Source organism: Hyalangium versicolor (assembly GCF_020103695.1).
In the GTDB taxonomy this organism is placed as follows: Bacteria; Myxococcota; Myxococcia; order Myxococcales; family Myxococcaceae; genus Hyalangium; species Hyalangium versicolor.
This window is the reverse complement of sequence record NZ_JAHXBF010000007.1, coordinates 436630-456651: the sequence shown is the minus strand read 5'-3', so window position 1 is coordinate 456651 and position 20022 is coordinate 436630. Positions and strand designations below refer to the sequence as shown.

Here is a 20022-nt window from a genome sequence, read left to right as displayed (position 1 = left end):
CCTTAAGAAGTCCTGAACGCCCCTTTCGCTGTAATAGAGCTTACGGGCGGAGCAGGGCTCCCACGCTCGTGGGTGGCATCTCGAGCCGGTGAACTTGTCCGGGCTGGAGTGCATAGCGGCTGGAAGGACCACGGGTTCCGCACCACTCCACCTCCACGTCCACCGTGGTGCCTGGATCGAGCGTCCCCAGGCCGAAGTGCAGGCGGCGGTCTCCCTGGGCCGCGAGCCCCGTGATGGCCTGCTTCTGTTGCACCTGCCTCCGGCCATCGAGAGTCGTGAGGATGACCTGGCTGCCCAGCGCGTCCCGGTTGCACCGCTTGCCGTCACCGACGAGCTCCACCGCCACCCACGCATGGTGGGCGCTCTCCTCGGGCGTGTTGAGGAACAGCGACGGAGGCCCGAGCTGGTTGGCCATGGCGACATCCAGCCGCCCGTCTCCATCCAGGTCGACGAGCGCCACGCCGCGAGTGTTCTCGCCGGACATCAGCCCCACCGCGTCACGCGCATCGACGAACTGGGGGCGAGCCTCCGGGCCTCGGTTGAGGAACACGCGCCGCCGTTCGTTCTCGAAGATGCAGTAGCCGCGCAGGTCGGCCCAGGTGTCCGCGTAGGTGTGGATGTCGGGCCCGGACTGCGCGAACTTGTGGTGGGTGTACCAGAAGGATGGGCAGTGTTCGCTCGCTCGGCCGGTGCCCGACTCGAAGCGGTCATCGAGGTAGCCGTTGCCCTGCACGACATCCGGCAGGCCGTCGTCGTCCAGATCGCCTACGCCCGCGCCCCAGCCAAAGTGGTTCTCGTTGAGCAGTCCTCGCCGGCTGGCTTCGTCGGTGAAGCGCACTTGGCCCGTGTCGGGATCGGTGCCGCCGTTGACCCACAACAGGGACCCTTCGGCCAGGACGGGTACGTGGGCGTTCGACACATAGATGTCCAGCTTCCCGTCTCCGGTGAGGTCGAACGCAGTGCTGTTCATGCCTTTGTAGGTGTCCCGGCCGATCTCGCCGAAATAGCGGCCCTCGACATGCGTGAAGCGAGGCTCTGTCTGGCTGCCGGTGTTCAGGTACAGATCGTCCGGTCCGAAGTCGTTGGCGAAGTACAGGTCTTCATCCCCATCTCCGTCGAGGTCGGCCGCCGAGAGCGCCAGGGTCCAGTGGGTGGCCGTGAGGCCGAGCGCGCGGGCATCGAGTCGCTCGAAGCGGCCGCCGCCGAGGTTGCGCAACACCTCCGTAGGCCCTCCGTTGTCGGCCTTGTGCCAGGAGTTGTGCAGGAAGGCGAACATGCGCCGATCGCCCTCGAATTCGGGCTGGGGCAGGTGGAAGACCTGGATCCGGCGGCCCGCATCGTCCTCCCGGCGCACGGTCGAGCGGATGAGCACGTCCAGGCGTCCGTCCGCATCCATATCGAACACCGTGCTGGCGTAGCCCGTGACGTAGAGCGACTCCAGGCCCGAGTTCTCCGTGGCATCCGTGAAGCTCAGTGTGCCCGCGTCGGCGAGGTGGTTCATCAACAGGCGCGGTGCTCCGAAGGCCACGGGCAGGAGGATGTCGAGGTCCCCATCGTTGTCGCAGTCGAAGAACAGACCCATGCTGGCGAAGCCGTTCTTCGTCGCGTCCCGATCGATCACCTCGGTTGGCAGGGGGAGTCGCTCGAAGCTCAACTGTCCGGGCGTGGAGACGTTGCGGAACAGGGACACACGGTGGCCTTCGGAGGCGAGCGGCGAGATGAAGAGCAGGTCGCTCCGGCCATCGCGGTCGATGTCTCCGCTCGCCACCGCCGCGCCGACGCTGAGGATCCACTTGGCGACGTGGGCCAGCCGCGGGTCCAGTTTCGTCAGCAGGCTCCCGTCGTGGGGCAGGACGATCCCTGCCTCCGCGTTGGTGACCTCGGTGAGATGGAAGGTGGCGCGTGCCTCGTCCGCCGCGGGCCGCAGCACCAGCCGCCAGGCCAGGACCGCGGGCACGACCAACAGTGCCGCCAGGGCAGCGCGGCGCGCGAGTTCCCGGTCGAAGGTGCCGCGCACCCAGGTGGAGAGCCCTTGCGAGCGCAAACGCCGAGCGTGCTGGAGCAGGAAGCGGCCGGACTGCACGGTGAAGGCCGCGTAGAAGAACGTGAAGAGGCTCTCGGCCGAGTGGAAGAACAGATCGAGCAGCGCCACGAGGAATGCCGCCAGCACCTGTCCGCGCACCGTGGGAGGTGACGTGCGCGGGTCGGTCATCATGAAGAACGTGAACAGGTAGAACGGAGGCGTGGTGAGGCTGCCGACGATGAGCACCTCTGGCGGAGTGTGGTGGCGCACGAGCCACGCTCGCAGCAGGAGGAACAGAAAGTAGAAGCCCAGGAACGACAGGACCAGCGCGAGGCGCCCCACGCGGAAGAGGAAGAGCAGCAGCGCGGTAAGGATGATCACTCCGGACATGACGCCGCTGCCGCCCCACTGGTAGGCCGGAGAGCTGGTGATGAGGTCTCCGAAGAAGATCAGCGTGGTGGCCACGCCGAAGAGTGAGGGGTTGATGACGTGGCGCCCCTCGACGGTGAGCAGGTACTTGGAGGCCACCGTGAGGAACACGGGCACCAGCATGAGCAGCGGGTCGTGTCCGTAGTTGAGCAGCAGCGCCAGTGACAACGACGAGATGACCGCGGAGAGCGGGAACAGCAGCCTTCGCTTGAACAGGAAATGGAGGAGGACATCCAGCCCCGCGGCCGCGAGGACCGTGGTGAGGATCTGCGCCGGGCTGCGATTGAAGCCGAGCACCGTGGTGCCCAGCACCGCGAACGAGGCGAGCAGCAGCGCGAAGGGGATACGCGCATCGCCTCGCGTCGGCAGACCATCCACGGCGAGCTCGTGGCCGAGGATGCGGGTCTGCACGGTCTGGGGAGCCGAGGTCATGTCCCGAAGCTATCGCATGCCGCGCGAGCAGGCGCGGTGTGCGCCCGGCACACCACGGCCCCGTTCGCTACAGGCCGACTCGGACCATGAACTCGATCTCTCGCTCGGGACTGGAGACGTCCTCGCCCTCGCGGCACACGGCGGTGACGGCGTAGAACCGCGTCTTCGGCTTGCTGGTGTCTCCGTTGGAGATGTCCTGTACCTCGCGGTTCGGGTCCTTCATCGCGCTGGACACGTCGCGGGCGCTCACCTCCGCCAGACCGTTGAAGTGTCCTGTCCTCAGCTTCGTGCCGAGCAGGTCCTCGTCGATCTTGATCTTCGTGGGGCCATTGAAGTCGAGCATATTCAGCTTCGAGAGGAACAGGTTGCGAGCCGCCTGGACGCAGGAGGACATCATGTCTTCCTGCGTCTGCACCTCCGAGGCGGCGCGCTCGGTGCCGGTGAAGGAGATGGCGCCCGCCACCAGCAGGGTGATGAGCACGACGACGACCATGGCCATGACGAGCGCCATGCCGCGAGGATGGGGAATGAGAGGACGCATGGGATTCAGCCTCCACCGGGGTTGATGGGAGCGAACTGCCGGTTGAGCAGCAGGTTCTTGGGAGTGATGGATTCGCGAAGGATGCCTCGGTAGTAGTGGCCGCCCGAGGGCGAGAGGCCCGAGGCGATCGGGTCCTGCAAGAGGTTCTCCAGGTGGCGCCAGGGGATGGTGCCGTTGGCCAGCGGCGCTCCATCCGGGTAGGGCGTGTTGTCCGGACGCATCAGCAGATTGTCGCCCTCGATTTGCGCATCGGGGATCGAACTGCGGGACACGAGCGTGAGGCGCACCTGACGGATGTTCGCCGGGTGATCCAGCAGGCGCTTGTACGGAATCTCCTGCGGGTCCACGGCATTGAGCCCGACGTTGAAGAACCAGCCGTGGGGCAGGTTGACCAGATCTCGCTCCTCCCAATTCTCACCGTAGTGGTCCGGAGGCATCGGGGCGTTGACGCCCAGGATGAGCGGCGTCTTGTCCGCGTCCCGGTTGTTCGTGTCCAGGATGTAGGCCACCTGCAACTGCTCGACGCCCTCGGCCACCGGCACCGCGTCGTTCCTGTCGATGACGCCATCCCCCTGCACGTTGCTGGCACTGGGCATGTCCAGTCCCGGGTGCATCATCAAGTAGGGCGTGCGCTCGGTCGTGGACGCGATGCCATCGTCGTCGTACAGCGCCACGAAGAAGGCGGCGCGGTGGACGAGCAGCACGTGCGGTGGCTGCCTGCTGAAGCAGGGATGTGCGAAGCCCGGATCGACCTGCTCGTGGAAGAAGCGGCCCGGCGCGAGGAGCGGAGAGTTGGGAGCACTCGTCTTCGGCGTCTGATCCAGGGCGATGTCCGTGGCACCGGCCGGCGCGTACTGGCCCACGGTGACGAACACGTGCGGCGGGTTCTCGTCCACGGAGGGATCCGGGAAGTTGGGATCCCGCTCGCACATCACCAGCAGGATCTGCCCCTGCCGCAGCGGCTCTCGCAACGGCTCGGACGGCTGCAGGGAGATGAGCGTCGAGGAGACAGAGGCGGCCCTGCGCCGGAAGAGCCCATCGCGCCAATGCACGACGAGGGCATCCGGGTAGCCGGGCTCCTGCTGGTCTCCCGCGGCGTTATAGGAGTCGTAGGCGAGGATGGCCCGGTCCGGGTCCACGCCATAGCCCGCCATCCGCAGGTGGCGGCCCATGAAGACCAGGGCCTGACGGGCATTGGCCTGCACGCCCCGGCGGCTGGCGTGGGCCTGGTACTGCTGGGCCTGGGAGATGAAGGCCAGGCTGATGCCCAGCAGCACCACCGCACCCACGGCGGCGCCCACCAGCAGCTCCAGCAGCGTGAAGCCTCGAGAGCGAACAGTGTTGCGCATGGCTTAGAGCTCCAGGGCGGTCCTCGAATCGCCCGTGATCTGGGTGACGTCGTACTTCACGGCCCAGAGATTGACCTGCTTCATCCCGGCGCCCGTGGGGAAGCGCACCATGATGAGGATGCGGATCTGATCCACCTTGTTGTGCCGCTCGGGGTTCTCCACTCGCATGGAGCGCCAGCCCACCTCGTAGAAATTGCTCTGGCCCTCGGAGGTGAAGACGGCGTCCGCGGCCCCCAGCAAGGGCCGATCCCCGGTCTGCGCCACCATGTCCTGCAGCTTCATCAGGCCGTCCGGGTTGCCCAGGCTGTCGAAGTCGTCGTCGCTCGGACGCAGGCTGGTGGCCTCACGGAATGCTGGGTGATCGAAGGGCAGTCGCTCGAAGGCGTCCGCCACGTCCCGGGCGATCTTGCTGGCGGCCGTCTGCGCCCGTGCCACGTTGTTCTGCTGGCTGGCGACGACGTTCATCTGCATGACGCCCACGATGCCCACGGCGAAGACGATCAGGGCGGCCATGGCCTCGATCAGGGTGGTACCGCGAGAGGACAAGCGCGAGGTGTTCATGTGCACGCAACCTCCTAGAAGACGACCGCGGCTCCCGCGGGCGCGGAGACGGTGACGAGCTTGGGTGAGAAGCCCTTCTCGTCCTGGGTGTTGGGAGCGAAGGCGATGACCGCGCCCGAGGGCGCATCGCCCGTCATCACCTCCAGTGTTCCATCCGCGTTGAAGCGGAGCACGCCATAGGGATGGCCCGCGGAGGCGACACAGAAGTTGCACCCGGACAGCAGGCTCGGCGTGGGCTGGTTGAGATCGGCCGGAGTGGCCAGCGGCGTGGCGAGCGGAATGGCGCTGAAGGGCGCCGGTAGCGGCCGGGTGATGCGAGGGGAGTCCAGGTCCAGGAAGGCCAGCCCGCTCGAGTCCATGCCCGAGCCCGCGCTCAGCACCAGCTCATCGCGGACGCGCGCGTTGACCGTCTCCGTCGTGCCGTTCGGCAGCTTGCGCGTGAAGGCCAGCGCCACCTCCGGCTCCTGGCTCAGGTCCAGCGCGTTCCAGTTCAGCGCGAGCCCATCGTCCGGGCGCTCCAGCAGTTGGATGCGCACCCGGTTGTCCGGCGTCTGGTGGAAGAAGACGTAGTGCGGCGAGCCATGGCTCACGGCGCGCAGCTGGGCGCTGTTGAGCAGCGCCGTCACGTTGAACACAGCGTTGTTCATCCGTGCCTTGCCCGTGCCAAAGACCATGAAGGTCACGGCCAGGGCGGCCAGGATGATGAGGATGACCACTGTGGTCATCACCTCGAGCAGCGTGAAACCTCGGCGGAGCCGGGCGCGAGCGACCATGACGAAGACCTCCTGCGAGGGTTCGCCTGTCGCAAAGAGCGGGCCTGCTCAGAGTCCGTGCAAGCCAGCGGAAACACGGGTGTGGGCGTGGTTCGCCCTTGCAGTTCGTCGCGGGCGGCACCTCGCAAACTTTGCACTCCGCAGGGAGTATCGAGTTCCGGCCGGCGTGGCTCAGAACTGTCCTGCCAGCCCTCCCATGGGAGCGCCTCTCGGGCTGCGGCCCATGACGGGCATCAGCCGGAGGCCCGAAGCGGGGCGAGAGGACTCCTGCGAGAACGCCTCATGGTGGGAGAAGGCGGCGGACAGCTCGTAGCCCAGGATGGCGCCCAGTGGGGGCAGCAACGCGGAGGCCGCCATGCCCGGGATGAAGTTCGAGTCCTGCGCGACGTTGAAGAGCGCCAGGGCGGCCCCCGTTCCCAACGCGCTTCCGCCAATCGTAGGCAGGAGCTGACCGTTGCCACCTGCCAGCGCACCTGCGCCGTATACCCCCAAGGTCTCTCCCGCGGTGAGGGCGAACATCACCACGAGGAATCCGCGCGTCCTGGGGCCGGGTTCGCAGTCGCCGTTGTCATCTCCGAAGACGCAGACGATGCTGGCGTCGACGGGAAGGGAGAGTGGCCACGCGGCGATGAGTCCCCCCAACTCTCCCGCGGCTCCGCCCACCGTCTCGAGCGCCACCCTCGCTACCGGGTGCCAGCCGCTGCGATGGGGCGTGGGTTCTTCCGGAGGAATCTCCTGGGTGTCCTGCGCGGCGGGAACGAGCGGCGGAGATGCGAGAGGCTCGTTTCGGGGAGCGTCGGCTGGCAACTGAGCGAGCGCCAAGCCTGGGAGCAGCGAGCAGAGGATGCCGCACACAAGGCGTGAGAAGGTCATACGCGCAGTCTAGCCGCGCTTCGAGCCGCACTCACGAAGCAGTGCGCGTCTCCGGCTTCTAGACGAGCGGTGCGCCCGCGCCGCCCTGTCCCTGGCCGGTGGCTGCCGCCTCTCGCGCCTGGCGGATCCGGCGGCGAAGGACGAAGGCCAGAGGCCCGAGCGCCAGGAGGAGCTGGGGCACGAGCGAGATCGCGTCCGGGAAGATGCCGAGCAGCTCCACGTTGATGAACGGGATGGGGGCAATCGGCAGTGCGGCCACCTCCTGGAGGGAATGGATCCCCTTGCCCAGCAGGATGACGGCGGTGGCCATGAGCACCACCGTGGACGCGGTGAAGAGCGTCTTCATGGGCAGCTTGTAGCCCACGCGATTCACGAAGAGGACCAGCGCCAGCAGCACCACCACCCCCGCCAGCGAGCCCCACATCACTCCCGACGCCGAGTCCAGCGCCAGGCCCTGGAGGAACACCGCCGTCTCGAAGCTCTCGCGCAGCACCGCGGTGAAGGCGATGGTGAAGAGGCCCAGCGTGCTGCCGCTGCCCAGCGCGCCCTGCATCTTCTGGCGCAGCTCGCCCATGAAGCGGCTCATGTTGGAGCGCGCGTTGAGCCACAGCGCCGCGTACACCAGCATGGCCACGGCCACGAGCCCGGTGATGCCCTCGAGCAGCTCTCGGTTGGCACCGGCCAGCAGGTGGCGTCCGAACAGGAACGCCAGCGCGCCCACCACGAGCGCGGACGTCCACCCCGCGTGCACCACGCGCACGTGCTGCATCGCCTGCATCTTGCGCAGCGCCGCCAGCAGCGCCGCGACGATGATGGTGGCCTCGAAGCCCTCGCGCAGCAGGATGAGCAGGGTGAGCCAGAGGACCGACCACATGTCCGCCGACGTGCCGCTGCCACGCCGCGCCTGATCCAGCAGCGTCAGCAGCTCGTGACCCTCGTCCTGCAGGTGCGGGCTGCCTCGCTCGGCGGCGAGCCTCGCCTGGAGGAACGCGCGCTCCAGCTTCGTCACCAGCTCCGGATTCCGGGCGCGCAGCTTGATCTCCACCGGCTCCACGCCGTTGAGATACGCCTCCAGCAGCTCCGTGCGTGCTCCGGACATGTCGCCCGCGGTGCCCTTGCGCAGCGCCTCCTCCACGTGGGTGCGCGCCACCAGCAGCGAGCGCTCCTCGTCCGCATCTGGGAACTTGCGCCGCAAGCACGCCAGGTTCTTCTCCCCGTGCTCGGCGACGAGGTCCGGATCCGTGGCGGTGGCCAGCCGCTCCAGGGACACGCTGGGCGGCGTGCCCTCGCACGGAGGCTGGCGCAGCGTGAACAGGTAGAAGGCGAGCGACCAGCGCTGCTCCTCCGAGAGCGTCGGGAAGCCCGGCATCGCCGTACCCGGAACGCCGAAGCTGATGGTGTTGAAGGCCTTGTACGGCATGAGCCCGGCCATGGTCTCCGCGTCATGGAAGTTGGCGGGCTTGGGATCCATCGTCTGCGCGATGGGCATGTCGCCCCGGCCCTCGGGGCCATGGCAGGCGGAACAGGACACCTGGAAGAGGTGCTGGCCCTGGGTCAGATCTGGCGGCTTACGCGGGCTGCGGGCCAGGCCTCCGGCGAGCACCAGGTCCTCCACCAGCTCTCCGCACGCACGGCTGACGCCCGCGGGATCATGCCCTTGATCCACCTGGGCCTTCACCTGCTCGATTCGCGGCAGGAAACCGGCGGCCTTGGGCCCCAACTCGTGGGCCGCCTCCACGGCATCGGCGATGAAGCTGCGCTGCTCGGCCAGCTCGGACTCGGACTTGGACTCGACGGCGTTCGGATAGTCCGCCTGCAGGTACTGGAGGATGCCCACCAGCCGGTGCCATGTGCGCTCATCGCCCGCTGTGCCCTCGTCGGCGGACGCCGTAGTCAAGGGGAGCGCGAGGAGCAGCGACAACAAGGGCAGGGCACGGGTGCGGTTCACGCCTCCCTTGTAGCAGCTCAGGAACTACCTATCAATTTTGAGAATCAAAATCAAAATTGCCGCCGGTCTCGATTTTCCTTTGGCGACAGTGGGGGTGCCCTGGAGGACATGCGAAGGGTCCTCAGCGCACGCGTTCGTAGGTGAGAAAGGCGTAGGGGAGCGCATCCGGAGTGGTGGCGGGGTGGAGCTCTTCCTCGATGAGCTTCCACGTGGAGAGGTCCACCTCCGGGAAGCGCGTGTCTCCTGGCACGTCGCGCTCGATGCGCGTGAGGTAGATGCGGTCCAGGCGGTCCAGCGTCTGCGCGTAGAGCTCCGCGCCTCCGCCGATGAAGACTTCGTCATCGCCCCGGGCCAGCGCGAGCGCCTCGTCCACCGAGTGCGCCACCTTCACGCCCTGCGGTGCATAGCCCGGCTGGCGTGTCACGACGATCATCGTGCGGCCTGGGAGCGGGCGGCCGATGGACTCGTACGTCTTGCGCCCCATGACGAGCGCGTGCCCCATCGTCACCCGCTTGAAGCGCGCGAGGTCCGCGGGCAAGCGCCACGGCAGCTGATTGTTGACGCCGATCACCCGGTTCGCCGCCATGGCGACGATGGCGGACAGCTTCATACGGCCACGGGCGCCTTGATGGCGGGGTGAGGGTCGTACGCTTCCAGCGTGAAGTCCTCGTACTTGAAGGCGAACAGGTCCTTCACATCGGGGTTGATCTTCATCCGAGGCAGCGGGCGCGGCTCGCGCGAGAGCTGCGTCTGCGCCTGCTCCACGTGGTTGAGGTAGAGGTGCGCGTCGCCGATGGTGTGGATGAACTCGTGCGGGGTGAGCCCCGTCACCTGCGCCACCATTATCGTCAGCAGCGAGTACGAGGCGATGTTGAAGGGCAACCCGAGGAAGATGTCCGCGCTGCGCTGGTAGAGCTGGCAGGACAGTCGCCCGTTGGCCACGTAGAACTGGAACAGCACGTGGCAGGGCGGAAGCTTCATGTTCGGCAGGTCCGCCACGTTCCACGCGCTGACGATGTGGCGCCGGGAGTCCGGGTTCTTGCGCAGGCCCTCGACGAGCACGCGCATCTGATCGATGTGCTCGCCGTTGGGCGCGGACCACGAGCGCCACTGGTGGCCGTAGACGGGGCCCAGGTTCCCCTGGGGATCGGCCCACTCGTCCCAGATGGTGACGCCCTGGGCCTGGAGCGTGTGCACGCTCGTGTCGCCCTGAAGCATCCACAGCAACTCGTGGATGATGGACTTCAGGTGGACCTTCTTCGTCGTCACCAGCGGAAAGCCCTGGGTGAGATCGAAGCGCAGCTGATGTCCGAAGATGCTCAGCGTGCCCGTGCCGGTCCGGTCACTTTTCTTCGTTCCGTGCTTCAGGACGTGTTCGAGCAGCGCGAGGTAGGGTTTCATGGCAGGTTCGAAAACATGAAGATCTACACGAAGACGGGCGATGCAGGTGAGACTGGATTGTTCGGGGGCGGCCGTGTTCAAAAGGATGACGAGCGGGTTGACGCGTACGGCGAAGTGGATGAGCTGAATGCGACACTCGGTCTGGCCCGGAGCCTCTCCATGCCTCCCGAGCTGGATGGATTCCTCCAGAAGTTGCAGGAGCAGCTGTTCACCGTCGGTGCGGTGCTGGCCACTCCCCAGGGAACCAAGGCGTCGTCGTACATCCCCCAGCTCAAGGCCGAGTGGGTCGAGGCGATGGAGCAGGCCATCGACCGCTTCGAGACCGAGCTGCCCAAGATGACACATTTCATCCTCCCCGGAGGCACCCAGGCGTCGAGCGCGCTGCACGTGGCGCGCACCGTGTGCCGGCGAGCGGAGCGGCGAGTCGTCCCCCTGCTGCGCGAGGGGATGGTCTCCGCTGACGTGGGCGTCTTCCTCAACCGGCTCTCGGACCTGCTCTTCGTCATGGCCCGGGTGGCCAATCACCGAGAGGGCGTTCCTGACGTGAAGTGGATACCGGAGAAGCCCACCGGGTAGCTCCCCGCGAGCCCGAGGCCACGTTAGAAGAGAAGTGACGTGAATCCGCTACCCACCGCCTACCTGCGCCAGCTCTCCGAGGCCGTCGGTTTCGACCTCGTGGGTTTCGCGCGGGCAGAGCCCATTCCGCCCGAGTCGCTCCGTTCCTGGGTCGAGGCCGGCTATGCGGCCGACATGGACTGGATGAAGGAGCGGGTGGCCGAGCGGCTCGACGTCTCCCTCCTCCTGCCCGGCGCCAGGACGGTGGTGGCCTTCGCCAACAACTACTACCGGAACGACGAGGAGGCGCAGGGCTCGCCCATCGCCCGGTATGCGCGGGGCCGGGATTACCACTCGACGCTGCGAGACCGGATGAAGGCCTTCCGCAAGGCGGTCCAGTCCACCTACCCGGGCATCGGCACCTACGGGAGCGTGGACAGCGGCCCGCTGATGGAGAAGGTGTGGGCGGCCCGCGCGGGCCTGGGCTACGTGGGCAAGAATGGCTGCTTCATCACCGAGCCCTTCGGCTCGTGGGTGCTCCTGGCCACGCTGGTTCTCGACGCGGAGGTGGATGCGTACGCGGACGGGCCTCTGGCGGACCGGTGCGGGCACTGCCGCAAGTGCCTCATGTCCTGTCCCACGGGAGCGCTGGTGGGCAATGGCCGCGTGGATGCGCGTGCGTGCCTCTCGTACCAGACCATCGAGAACCGCGAGCGCGCAGTGCCCGAGTCCTTCCGCGTCGAGATGGACAACCTCGTCTTCGGCTGCGACATCTGCCAGGACGTGTGCCCGCTCAACCGGCGGCCCGTCTTCGCGCAGCACCCGCGCTTTGCTCCTCGCGCCGTGGCGGGCCTGGGCGTCCTGGAACTGGCCGGTTTGACCCCCGAGCAATACACGAAGTTCATCCCGGGCACGGCGCTGGCGCGGGCTCACTATGACGGGCTCCGGCGCAACGCCGTCTATGCGCTGGGGGCGACGAGGGATTCGAGCGCGCGGTTCCTGCTTGAAAAGCTCAGCGGGGATTCGAGCGAACTGGTACGTAGCGCCGCGCAATGGGCGCTTCTACAGCTCCTGCAGTGAACGACGCTTCGCCGTCTCCCGTACCGCTGGGCAGGGTGTATGCGGCGCTGTCCGTCCAGGTGCTCATCAGCGCCGGCACCTACTTGGCCGGCAAGCGGGCCATGGAGGAGCTGTCACCCGCGACGACCATCCTCTGGCGGTTCCTGATCAGCGGGGCGGTGTTCGTGCTGATCCTGCTCCTGACTCCGGGCCCGAAGCTGCCGCCGCGCGCGGAGTGGCGGAAGACGCTGTGGCTCGGGGTGCTGGCAGGGCCAGTGAACCAGCTCCTGTTCTTCACAGGCCTGGCGCGCACTCCGGCGGCCCACGGGGCGCTGCTCTACGCGATGACTCCACTCGGTGTGTACGTGACGAGCCTGCTCCAGGGGCAGGAGCGCCCTTCAGCCCGAGCCGCGGCCGGCATCGTCACGGCCTTCACCGGGGTGGTGGTACTCCTGCTGGGACGGGGACTGGCCAGCGCGCGGGGCTCGATGATGGGAGACCTGCTCATCCTTGGGGCGGTGGTGGCCTGGGTGCTGTACACGACGGAGGGCCGCCCCTTCGCGGCCAGCCACGGGCCCATTCGCGCGACGGCGTGGAGCATGGTGGCGGCGACGCTGCTGATGCTGCCGCTGGCCCCCTTCGCGCTGCGGCCCGGAGAGGTGCTGAACGCGAGCCTGATGGCCAAGGGCTCAGTGGTGTACGTGGCGCTGCTCACCTCCGTGGTGGCGTACCTGCTCTGGTACTACGCGCTGTCCAAGGCGCCCGCGTCGAAGGTGGCCATCTTCTCCAACCTCCAGCCCGTGGCCACGGCACTCGCTGCCTGGGCGCTGATGGGCGAGGCCCTGCACTGGGAGCTGGCGGTGGGCGGCGTGCTCGTCATCGTCGGCGTCCGTCTCACGCAAGGTGCACGGGTGCAGCCTACGGCCTCGCCGAAGCTCGAGGATCGCCCGTCCCGCTGAGCCAGCGGCCCGCACTGCGGGTATCATCTCCTCCGAAGGAGTCCAAAGGAGGGCACTGTGTCCGAGATCTTCAGTGCGTACGTTGGCCCCCAGCAGACCCTGGAGCCTCGGCTTGGAGGCGCCGTGGTGGTTCTGCCACTCGGGCTGGTGTGCCTGTGTACCGTGGTCGAGCTCCTCTCGCACTACGCCGAGCTCGCCATCCTCGCGGGGGGCATCGTATGGGCCCTCTCCGTGGCAGGCGCGATCCTTCGTCCGAACCGGCTCGCCCTCAGCGCTGCCATTCTTGGGGCGATGCTGGTGGGAGCAGGCATCGTGGTCACATACAGCGGCGGCTGCCGGCCCTTAGGGTCCATCCAGGAGCTGCTGAAGCCTCCGTCAGAGCAGTCCGGGAACCACTTCTCGATCATCGAGTGTTGAGTGCGCGAAGGAGGGGCCTCCTCTCAGTCCCCGTTCGGATCCCAGTCGGCAATGTCCTTCTTGGGCTCGGGGGGAGGCTTCGGGCGCGGCGGCTCCACCTTGGGGGCGGGCTTCGGCGGCGGAGGCGGTGGCGGTGGCTCCTCGTCGACCAGCGGATCCGATTCCGCGGAAGCGGTGGCCGTGGGCTCGGATTTCGCGGCAGCCTTGGGCTCCGGCTCCTTCGCGGGCTCCGGCTCGCTGGCGCGGTAGACACCCCGGCGCACCCCGGGCTCTTCGGACGTGCTCCGAGTTGAAGACGCGGTGGGCGATCTCTTCTCCCCGGCTCCCTTGCTGACCGCGGGCTCGTCATCGGAGGCCGCGGGCTCATCGTCGGAGGAGCGGTAGACACCCGAGCGACCGGTACTTCTGGAACTGGACGAAGTGCTCTCGGCAGGGGCCCCGTCGTCGGACGGGCTCCCGTCATCATAGGAGTGGCTCGGCTCGCTCGGAATCGGGGCCGGGGGCGGGGGAACCGGGTCGATGCCCAGGCTCTCCCGCTCCTGGAGCGCATGGTACCGCTCGCTGCACATGTCGTACGTGTCCTTGCAGCGCTGCAAGCAGGCACCGAGCTTGTTGTAGGTGCGCGTGCTGCTGCCGTACTCGACGGTGCAGTCCTCCCGGCAGTCGTTGTTGTCGTCCTTGCAGCCGGCAGCGGTCTGCGGGCCCTGGGCCAGGGCAGGCCCAGCCAGGAGGGTGAGGAGCAGCAGCGGAAGTACACGCATGACGGAACGAGAAGTTAGCAGTCTTTAGCCCCCCCTGGCTCGGGGGCGCGCTATCGTTCCCACTACCAGCGCCGTGGAGGACACACATGGCAGGCATCCGGGTGGGGATCATCGGGGGCGCCGGGCTCCTGGACGCTCTAGGAGCAACGGGTCGAGCAGAATCCCACATCATCGAGACTCCCTTCGGTCCTCCCTCGGGCCCTCTCTTCACCCTGGAGTTGGATGGCGTCTCGGTGGCCGCTGTGGCTCGGCACGGGGCCGGACACCAGTTCAGCCCCACCCGGGTCCCCTACCGGGCCAACCTCTTCGCCCTCAAGGTGCTCGGGGTGTCCCACGTCCTGGCCTACGGAATGGTGGCCAGCCTCCGAGAGCACATCCGTCCGCGCCAGCTCGTCATCCCGGATCAGGTCATCGACCGCACCTACCGGCGGCCCTGTACCTTCTATGACGATCTGGTGGTGCACGTGGAGATGACCTCGCCCTTCTGCGAGACGCTGCGGCACGTGCTCCTCCAGGCGGCCAAGGGCAGCGACTCCCAGGTGCATACCGAGGGTACCTATGTCTGCATCGAGGGCCCGGCCTTCAGCACGCGCGCCGAGAGCGTCATGTACCGCACCTGGGGCGGAGACCTGATCGGCATGACGGCGATGCCCGAGGCCAAGCTCGCGCGCGAGGCGGAGCTGCACTACGCGCTGGTGGCCGTGCCCTCGGACTACGAGTCGTGGCAGCCCGCCGTGAGCACCGATCCGGAGGCGCTCAACACCGCCCACCTCCAGAACCGCCAGGCCGCCAACGCGAGCGCGCTGGCCCTCATCCGGCGGGCCCTGCCCCGAGTCGCCTCGGCGGCCACCCAGTGCACGTGCGACTCCGCGCTGGCCATGGGCATCTGGTCGGACCGCAAGCGCATCTCCAATGAGCTGCGCACCCGCCTGCGCCCGCTGCTGGGCAAGTACCTGCCTCCCGAAGTCGTCTGACGAACAGAACGGAAGCAGGGGCTCGCCTGCCCGCCTGCTGCACCCGGCTCATTCCATCCCCACGTTGAACTCCCCAGAGCAGGGGAGGGCACAGGCCCAAGGGGGGATGGATGCGGCTGCCGAGGCTCAAGTACCTGACATGGCGTGAGTTCACCCGGCGCTTCGTGAAGGAGTTCCAGGAGGACACCGTCACGGACTGCGCCGCGCAGCTCTCGTACTACTTCCTGTTCTCGCTGTTCCCGCTCTTGTTCTTCGTCGTCACGCTGGCGGCATACATGCCCTTCGCGCACGGCGCCGTGGAGGCGATGATGCAGCGCATCGCCCCGCTGATTCCGGGGGACGCCCTGTCGCTGGTGGACGAGCACCTGCGCGCGTTGGTGAACCAGCCTCGGCCCAAGCTGCTCACCCTGGGCCTCGTGGTGGCGTTGTGGTCGGCCTCGCGCGGAGTGGACGCGCTGCGCAAGGCGCTCAACCTTGCCTACGACGTGCCCGAGTCGCGGCCCTTCTGGAAGACGCAGGGAGTGGCGATGCTGATGACGCTCGTGGGCACGCTGCTCATCCCCGTGTCCTTCACCCTGTTCCTACTGGGCGGCCGGGTGGGGGAGTGGCTCTCGGAGCGGCTGCACGTGGAGACCGTGTTCTATTTGATCTGGTCCTGGCTGCGCTGGCCCTTCACCGCCGCGCTGGTGATGCTGATGCTGGCGCTCTGCTACTACGTGCTGCCGGACGTGAAGCAGCGCTTCAAGTACATCACTCCGGGTTCGCTCATCGGCACGGTGCTGTGGCTCGTGAGCACCTGGGGCTTCACCCAGTACGTCGATCACTTCGGCAAGTACAACGTGACGTACGGCTCCATCGGCGGCGTGGTGGTGCTGCTGCTGTGGCTCTACATCACAGGCCTCATCTTCATCGTCGGCGGTGAGCTGAACGCCATCCTGGAGCACGCCTCGAAGGACGCCCGGGCCAAGGCGAAGGGCGCACGCGAGCCGGGTGAGCCGCCTCCGCTCGAGCCGCCCATCAAGACGCCAGGTGCGGCCAAGAGCGCCAGCAGTGCGCGCAAGACGCAGTACGCCTTCTGGCGCTGGCGGCGGCGCGTGGCCCAGGGCAAGTCTCCCGAGCCCTCCGGCAACGAGCCTCCGAATCCCACGGTGCACTGACCACGAGGACCTCTCCTTCGAACGACGCACCGGCTAGGATGTGTCCAGAAGGAGAAAGTCCGCATGAAGAAGCGGTATCGGTGCCTCGCCTGTTCCCATGTCTACGACCCGGAAGAGGGAGACCCTGCTTCGGGAATCCCTCCCGGGACGGCGTTCGAAGATCTCCCCGCTGACTGGACGTGCCCGGACTGCGGCGCCACCAAGGCCGACTTCGAGCCCCTCGACGAGCTGTAGCGCCTACTTCCCGCCGAGCTTCTGCTTGATGGGCGCCAGCCGATCGGCGCCGATCTCCGAGCCGCGCAGGCCGTTCTGGGTGATGTACTGCTCCAGGTGGTTGATGCGCTCCGCGTTGGTGGGGTGCGTGCTCAGCCACTTGAGCACGCCCGGGGTGTCGCCCTGCATCTTCTGGAGCTTCTGGAAGAAGGTGATGAGGCCGCGCGGATCGTAGTTCGACCCGGCCGAGTACTTGGCGCCGTACTCATCCGCCTCGGTCTCCTCGCTGCGGCCGTGCGCCAGCTGCGCGCCTCCGCCCACCAATTGCGCGGCGATCTGCGCCGCCGTGCCCGGATCCTTGCCCAGCGCCAGCTGGGTGATGGCCTGGATGCCGTACGCGTTCACCATGGCGCGCGCTGAGTGCCGGCCCACCACGTGGCCCGCCTCGTGCGCCAGCACGCCCACCACCTCTGCCTCGTTGTCCGCGGCCAGCAGCAGGCCCGTGTACACATAGAGGTAGCCGCCCGGCGTGGCGAACGCGTTCACCGTCTTCGGATCATTGATGACGCTGACCTTCCACTTCACGCCCTTCCGGTCCTTGTTGGCCTGCTGGAGGATGGGCGTGGCGATCCGGTTCACGTACTCGGTGACGGTGGGGTCCGTGACGTACTGGATCTTCTCCTTCTGCTCGAGCTCCTGCTTCACCTGCAGGCCGATCTCCTCCTCCTGCTGGTCCGTGATGAGGATGTCCGCGACGGTCTTCTCCGCCTGGATGCGCTGCTTCGCACAACCAGTGGAGAACCCCACCGCGAGGGTGATGCCCAGGAATGCCGAGAGGATGCGCTGCTGCATAGAGACGACTCTTCCTTTCCTGACGCTGCTTGAGAGTGCGCCGGACTCGTAGTCAGAGGCTCGGGTGGCGGCAAGCTCCACGTGCGGCTGCCCGAGATGGGAGGGGGGCGGGTGGCGGGTAGGCAACGCTCTTCGAGCAGGGCCTGCTGGCAGCAGCCCCACCAGGGGGCCGGGCGGCCCTTGTCGCCCGCCAAGGTGGGATGGACGTTTGGCCAGGGAGGCCCGAGATGTCTCGTCCTTGCTGGGTCGGCTCACTGAGCTTTGGACTGCTCCACGTGCCGGTGCGGCTCTACGCGGCGGTAGAGCCCAAACAGGTGCGTTTCCACCTGCTGCACGAGGCGGATGGAGCGCGCCTGCGGAACAAGCGCGTGTGCTCGGCGGATGGCGAGGAGGTGCCCTACGAGCAGGTAGTGAAGGGTTACGAGCTGCGCCCGGGCCAGTATGTGGAGGTGACGCGCGGAGAGCTGGAGGCGTTCGATCCCAGGTCCAGCCGCACCATCGAGCTCGAGGACTTCGTGGAGCTCCAGGAGATTGATTCCGTCTTCTTCGAGGCCCACTACCACCTGGCGCCGGAGGTGGGCGCGGAGCGGCAATATGCGCTACTCGTCACCGCGCTCGCCCGGTCCGGCCGCGTCGGCCTGGGGCACCTGGTCCTGCGCCACAAGGGACACCTGTGCATGGTGCGGCCCCGGGGACGGGGGCTGGCGCTCTCCACGCTCTACTACGCGGACGAGATGATCTCCCAGGACACCCTCTCCGAGCTGGCCGTGACGGGGCCGAGGCCCTCGGACCAAGAGGTGGAGATGGTGCTGCGCCTCATCGAGTCGCAGTCCGCCTCCTTCGAGCCGCGCCGGTACCACAACACCCATCGCGAGCGGCTCCTCGCCTTCCTGGAGCGGCGGGCGCGGGCTCAGGCCAAGGTCGTCGAGCCGGCGGCAGCTCCTACTCCGCCGCAGTCCGAGAGCGCTCCGGAGCGGATGCAGGCATTCCGCCGCATCGAGGAGGGGATTGCCGCGCTGCGTCGTGAGGGGCACAGAGGGGTGCAGGCGGAGGGAACAGCTTCGGCCCAGGGCTCGCTGCGGTTCCGCCAGCAGGCGGCGCGGACGGTTCGGAGTCGCCCGGGCGAGGCGGTGGAGGAGCCCCAAGCCGGGGCGGGCCAGGGTGAGCACGAGCCCACCTGAGCGGAGACTCGCGGCAGCCGGGTCCACCTTGCCGCAGGCTCCTTGCAAGGTGGGCAGTCATGCGGCGGCGAAGGGTGGCGGTTACGATGGGCCGCCATGTCCGTTGCGCTCGAAAACCGTCTCGAGGTTCTCCGCTCCCATCCCCGCTTCACTCCCGGCACGGTGGAACGCTTCGCGCGCTTCCTCGTGGAATCACCCGAGGAGGCGCTGTTCCGGACCAGTCCGCTGCACTTCGCCGCGGACATGGGAATGCCGGAGAACGAAGCCATCGATCTGTTCCTGCGCGCCACGCACGCCGGCATCCTGGAGTTCACCTGGGGCGTGCTGTGTCCGGGGTGCGGCTCCTTCCTGACGACGCCCGCTGCGCTGCGCTCGCTCCAGCGCGAGCGCGATTGCCAGATGTGCCGCGTGAGCATCAAGACGGGGGACGACAACATGGAGGTGGCTTTCAGCGTGGCTCCCTCCGTGCGCCGCATCCGCTTCCACCAGCCCGACACGCTGGATCTGCGCAAGGATCTGCTTGCTCTGATGTTTTCCCAGAGCCGCAGCATCCCCGAGGACGTCCGGAAGACTGTGTCCGAGTCCGTCCTCGACTCGGTCGCCCTGCCGCCCGGCGGCGTCCACCGGTTCACCGCGAAGGTGGAGGCAGGACAGGCCTACTTCCTGGCCGTTCCACTCAATCACGTGTGGTGCGAGCTGGAGACCGTCACCAAGGGCGGCGTGAGCGCTGTCGAGGCGGAGCTGATGGACGGCCGGTTGCTGCCGGCCCACGTCCAGGTGCGCGCGGGAGAGATCTCCGTGACGCTCCACAACCGGACGTCGGCTACAGCTCGGGTGGCGCTGGTGAAGTTCTGGATCCCCAACATGGCCATGGACTGCGACATGACCACGGGGATGCCGACGGACAAGCACCTGCGCCGCTACTTCAGTGGCAAGCGGCTGGTGACGCACCAGACGTTCCGCGAGTTGTTCCGGGCCGAGAGCATCCCCTCCGAGGGCGGGCTCGAGTTCAAGTCGCTGACGGTGCTCTTCACGGACCTGAAGGGCTCCACGGAGATGTACGAGCGCATCGGCGACCTGCGAGCCTATGGACTGGTCCGCGATCACTTCGGCGTGCTGCGCGACATCATCGCCGAGCGCGGCGGCTCCATGGTGAAGACCATTGGAGACGCGGTGATGGCCAGCTTCGCGGAGCCCGCGCCCGCGTTGGAGGCGGCCACGGCCATGACGCGCGAGGTGCGGCGGGTGGCTCGGGACGGCGCGCAGCTGCAGCTCAAGGTGGGGCTGCACACGGGGCCATGCATCGCGGTGGAGCTCAACGAGCGCCTGGACTACTTCGGCCAGACGGTGAACGTGGCCTCGCGCGTCCAGGGCGTCGCGGGCGCGGATGAGATTGCCATCACCGAGCCTGTGTACACGGCTCCTGGCTCCCAGGACATCATCCGCGCCGCCTCGCTCAACGCCACCCGGGAGCGCACCCTGCTCAAGGGCGTGGAGGGTGAGACCACCGTCTACCGCCTGCGGTGAGCGGAGCCTGGAAACAGGGAATGCGTGGTCCGTGCTC

At 67.6% G+C, this 20022-nt stretch carries 20 protein-coding genes; 9 read left to right on the top strand and 11 right to left on the bottom strand.

Annotated features, from left to right (window positions below):
• Window positions 1-40 precede the first annotated feature (40 nt).
• From KY501_RS17590 to KY501_RS17550, 9 genes are all read right to left on the bottom strand, one after another.
• The gene (locus KY501_RS17590) at window positions 41-2884 is read right to left on the bottom strand and encodes a CRTAC1 family protein (protein ID WP_224364327.1); all 2844 of its coding nucleotides are present in this window, start codon (window positions 2882-2884) and stop codon (window positions 41-43) included.
• 67 nt (window positions 2885-2951) lie between these two features.
• Window positions 2952-3425: a hypothetical protein gene (locus tag KY501_RS17585; protein WP_224364326.1), complete on the bottom strand. Its 474-nt coding sequence runs from the start codon at window positions 3423-3425 to the stop codon at window positions 2952-2954.
• A 5-nt stretch (window positions 3426-3430) separates the two neighbouring features.
• Complete coding sequence (locus KY501_RS17580; RefSeq protein WP_224364325.1) at window positions 3431-4774, bottom strand: PilW family protein; 1344 nt, start codon at window positions 4772-4774, stop codon at window positions 3431-3433.
• A gap of 3 nt (window positions 4775-4777) precedes the next feature.
• The gene (locus KY501_RS17575) at window positions 4778-5335 is read right to left on the bottom strand and encodes a type IV pilus modification PilV family protein (protein ID WP_224364324.1); all 558 of its coding nucleotides are present in this window, start codon (window positions 5333-5335) and stop codon (window positions 4778-4780) included.
• Window positions 5336-5349: 14 nt separating this feature from the next.
• A complete protein-coding gene (locus tag KY501_RS17570; protein WP_224364323.1) occupies window positions 5350-6108 on the bottom strand; it encodes a pilus assembly FimT family protein in 759 nt (252 codons plus the stop codon).
• 171 nt (window positions 6109-6279) lie between these two features.
• Window positions 6280-6981 carry a hypothetical protein gene (locus tag KY501_RS17565; protein ID WP_224364322.1) on the bottom strand — a complete coding sequence of 234 codons (702 nt, stop codon included), beginning with the start codon at window positions 6979-6981 and terminating at the stop codon, window positions 6280-6282.
• A 58-nt stretch (window positions 6982-7039) separates the two neighbouring features.
• On the bottom strand, window positions 7040-8929 hold the full coding sequence (locus KY501_RS17560; RefSeq protein WP_224364321.1) for a cytochrome c/FTR1 family iron permease: 1890 nt from the start codon (window positions 8927-8929) through the stop codon (window positions 7040-7042).
• Between the two features lie 121 nt (window positions 8930-9050).
• Window positions 9051-9539, bottom strand: a complete 489-nt coding sequence (locus KY501_RS17555) for a dihydrofolate reductase (RefSeq protein WP_224364320.1) — start codon at window positions 9537-9539, stop codon at window positions 9051-9053.
• Entirely contained in the window at window positions 9536-10330 is a 795-nt protein-coding gene (locus KY501_RS17550) for a thymidylate synthase (protein ID WP_224364319.1), read from the bottom strand. Before KY501_RS17550 ends, KY501_RS17555 begins: the two co-directional genes overlap by 4 nt.
• A 15-nt stretch (window positions 10331-10345) precedes the next feature.
• Between KY501_RS17550 and KY501_RS17545 the strand changes: the two genes are divergently transcribed.
• The 4 genes from KY501_RS17545 to KY501_RS17530 are packed head-to-tail and all read left to right on the top strand — an operon-like array spanning window position 10346 to window position 13320.
• Window positions 10346-10906: a cob(I)yrinic acid a,c-diamide adenosyltransferase gene (locus tag KY501_RS17545; RefSeq protein WP_224364318.1), complete on the top strand. Its 561-nt coding sequence runs from the start codon at window positions 10346-10348 to the stop codon at window positions 10904-10906.
• Between the two features lie 39 nt (window positions 10907-10945).
• On the top strand, window positions 10946-11965 hold the full coding sequence (gene queG, locus KY501_RS17540) for a tRNA epoxyqueuosine(34) reductase QueG (protein WP_224364317.1): 1020 nt from the start codon (window positions 10946-10948) through the stop codon (window positions 11963-11965).
• Window positions 11962-12903: a DMT family transporter gene (locus KY501_RS17535; RefSeq protein WP_309242970.1), complete on the top strand. Its 942-nt coding sequence runs from the start codon at window positions 11962-11964 to the stop codon at window positions 12901-12903. The genes queG and KY501_RS17535 overlap by 4 nt, the downstream gene beginning before the upstream one ends.
• 57 nt (window positions 12904-12960) lie before the next feature.
• Window positions 12961-13320 (top strand): hypothetical protein, encoded by a 360-nt coding sequence (locus KY501_RS17530; protein ID WP_224364315.1) that lies wholly within the window; start codon window positions 12961-12963, stop codon window positions 13318-13320.
• A gap of 23 nt (window positions 13321-13343) precedes the next feature.
• On the opposite strand, the gene KY501_RS17525 is transcribed toward KY501_RS17530, so the two are convergent.
• Window positions 13344-14081, bottom strand: coding sequence for a hypothetical protein (locus KY501_RS17525; RefSeq protein WP_224364314.1), 738 nt, complete (start codon window positions 14079-14081; stop codon window positions 13344-13346).
• 86 nt (window positions 14082-14167) lie between these two features.
• Between KY501_RS17525 and KY501_RS17520 the strand changes: the two genes are divergently transcribed.
• The 3 genes from KY501_RS17520 (at window position 14168) to rd (ending at window position 16446) form a co-directional block, all read left to right on the top strand.
• Window positions 14168-15055, top strand: a complete 888-nt coding sequence (locus KY501_RS17520; protein WP_224364313.1) for an MTAP family purine nucleoside phosphorylase — start codon at window positions 14168-14170, stop codon at window positions 15053-15055.
• 110 nt (window positions 15056-15165) lie between these two features.
• Window positions 15166-16212: a YihY/virulence factor BrkB family protein gene (locus tag KY501_RS17515; RefSeq protein ID WP_224364312.1), complete on the top strand. Its 1047-nt coding sequence runs from the start codon at window positions 15166-15168 to the stop codon at window positions 16210-16212.
• Window positions 16213-16275: 63 nt separating this feature from the next.
• The gene (gene rd, locus KY501_RS17510) at window positions 16276-16446 is read left to right on the top strand and encodes a rubredoxin (RefSeq protein ID WP_224364311.1); all 171 of its coding nucleotides are present in this window, start codon (window positions 16276-16278) and stop codon (window positions 16444-16446) included.
• A gap of 3 nt (window positions 16447-16449) precedes the next feature.
• Here rd and KY501_RS17505 read toward each other — a convergent pair whose 3' ends face one another.
• On the bottom strand, window positions 16450-17277 hold the full coding sequence (locus KY501_RS17505) for a M48 family metallopeptidase (RefSeq protein WP_224364310.1): 828 nt from the start codon (window positions 17275-17277) through the stop codon (window positions 16450-16452).
• Between the two features lie 227 nt (window positions 17278-17504).
• Between KY501_RS17505 and ku the strand changes: the two genes are divergently transcribed.
• The gene (gene ku / locus KY501_RS17500; RefSeq protein WP_224364309.1) at window positions 17505-18458 is read left to right on the top strand and encodes a non-homologous end joining protein Ku; all 954 of its coding nucleotides are present in this window, start codon (window positions 17505-17507) and stop codon (window positions 18456-18458) included.
• A gap of 96 nt (window positions 18459-18554) precedes the next feature.
• Window positions 18555-19985: an adenylate/guanylate cyclase domain-containing protein gene (locus KY501_RS17495; protein WP_224364308.1), complete on the top strand. Its 1431-nt coding sequence runs from the start codon at window positions 18555-18557 to the stop codon at window positions 19983-19985.
• The last annotated feature ends 37 nt before the right edge of the window (window positions 19986-20022 follow it).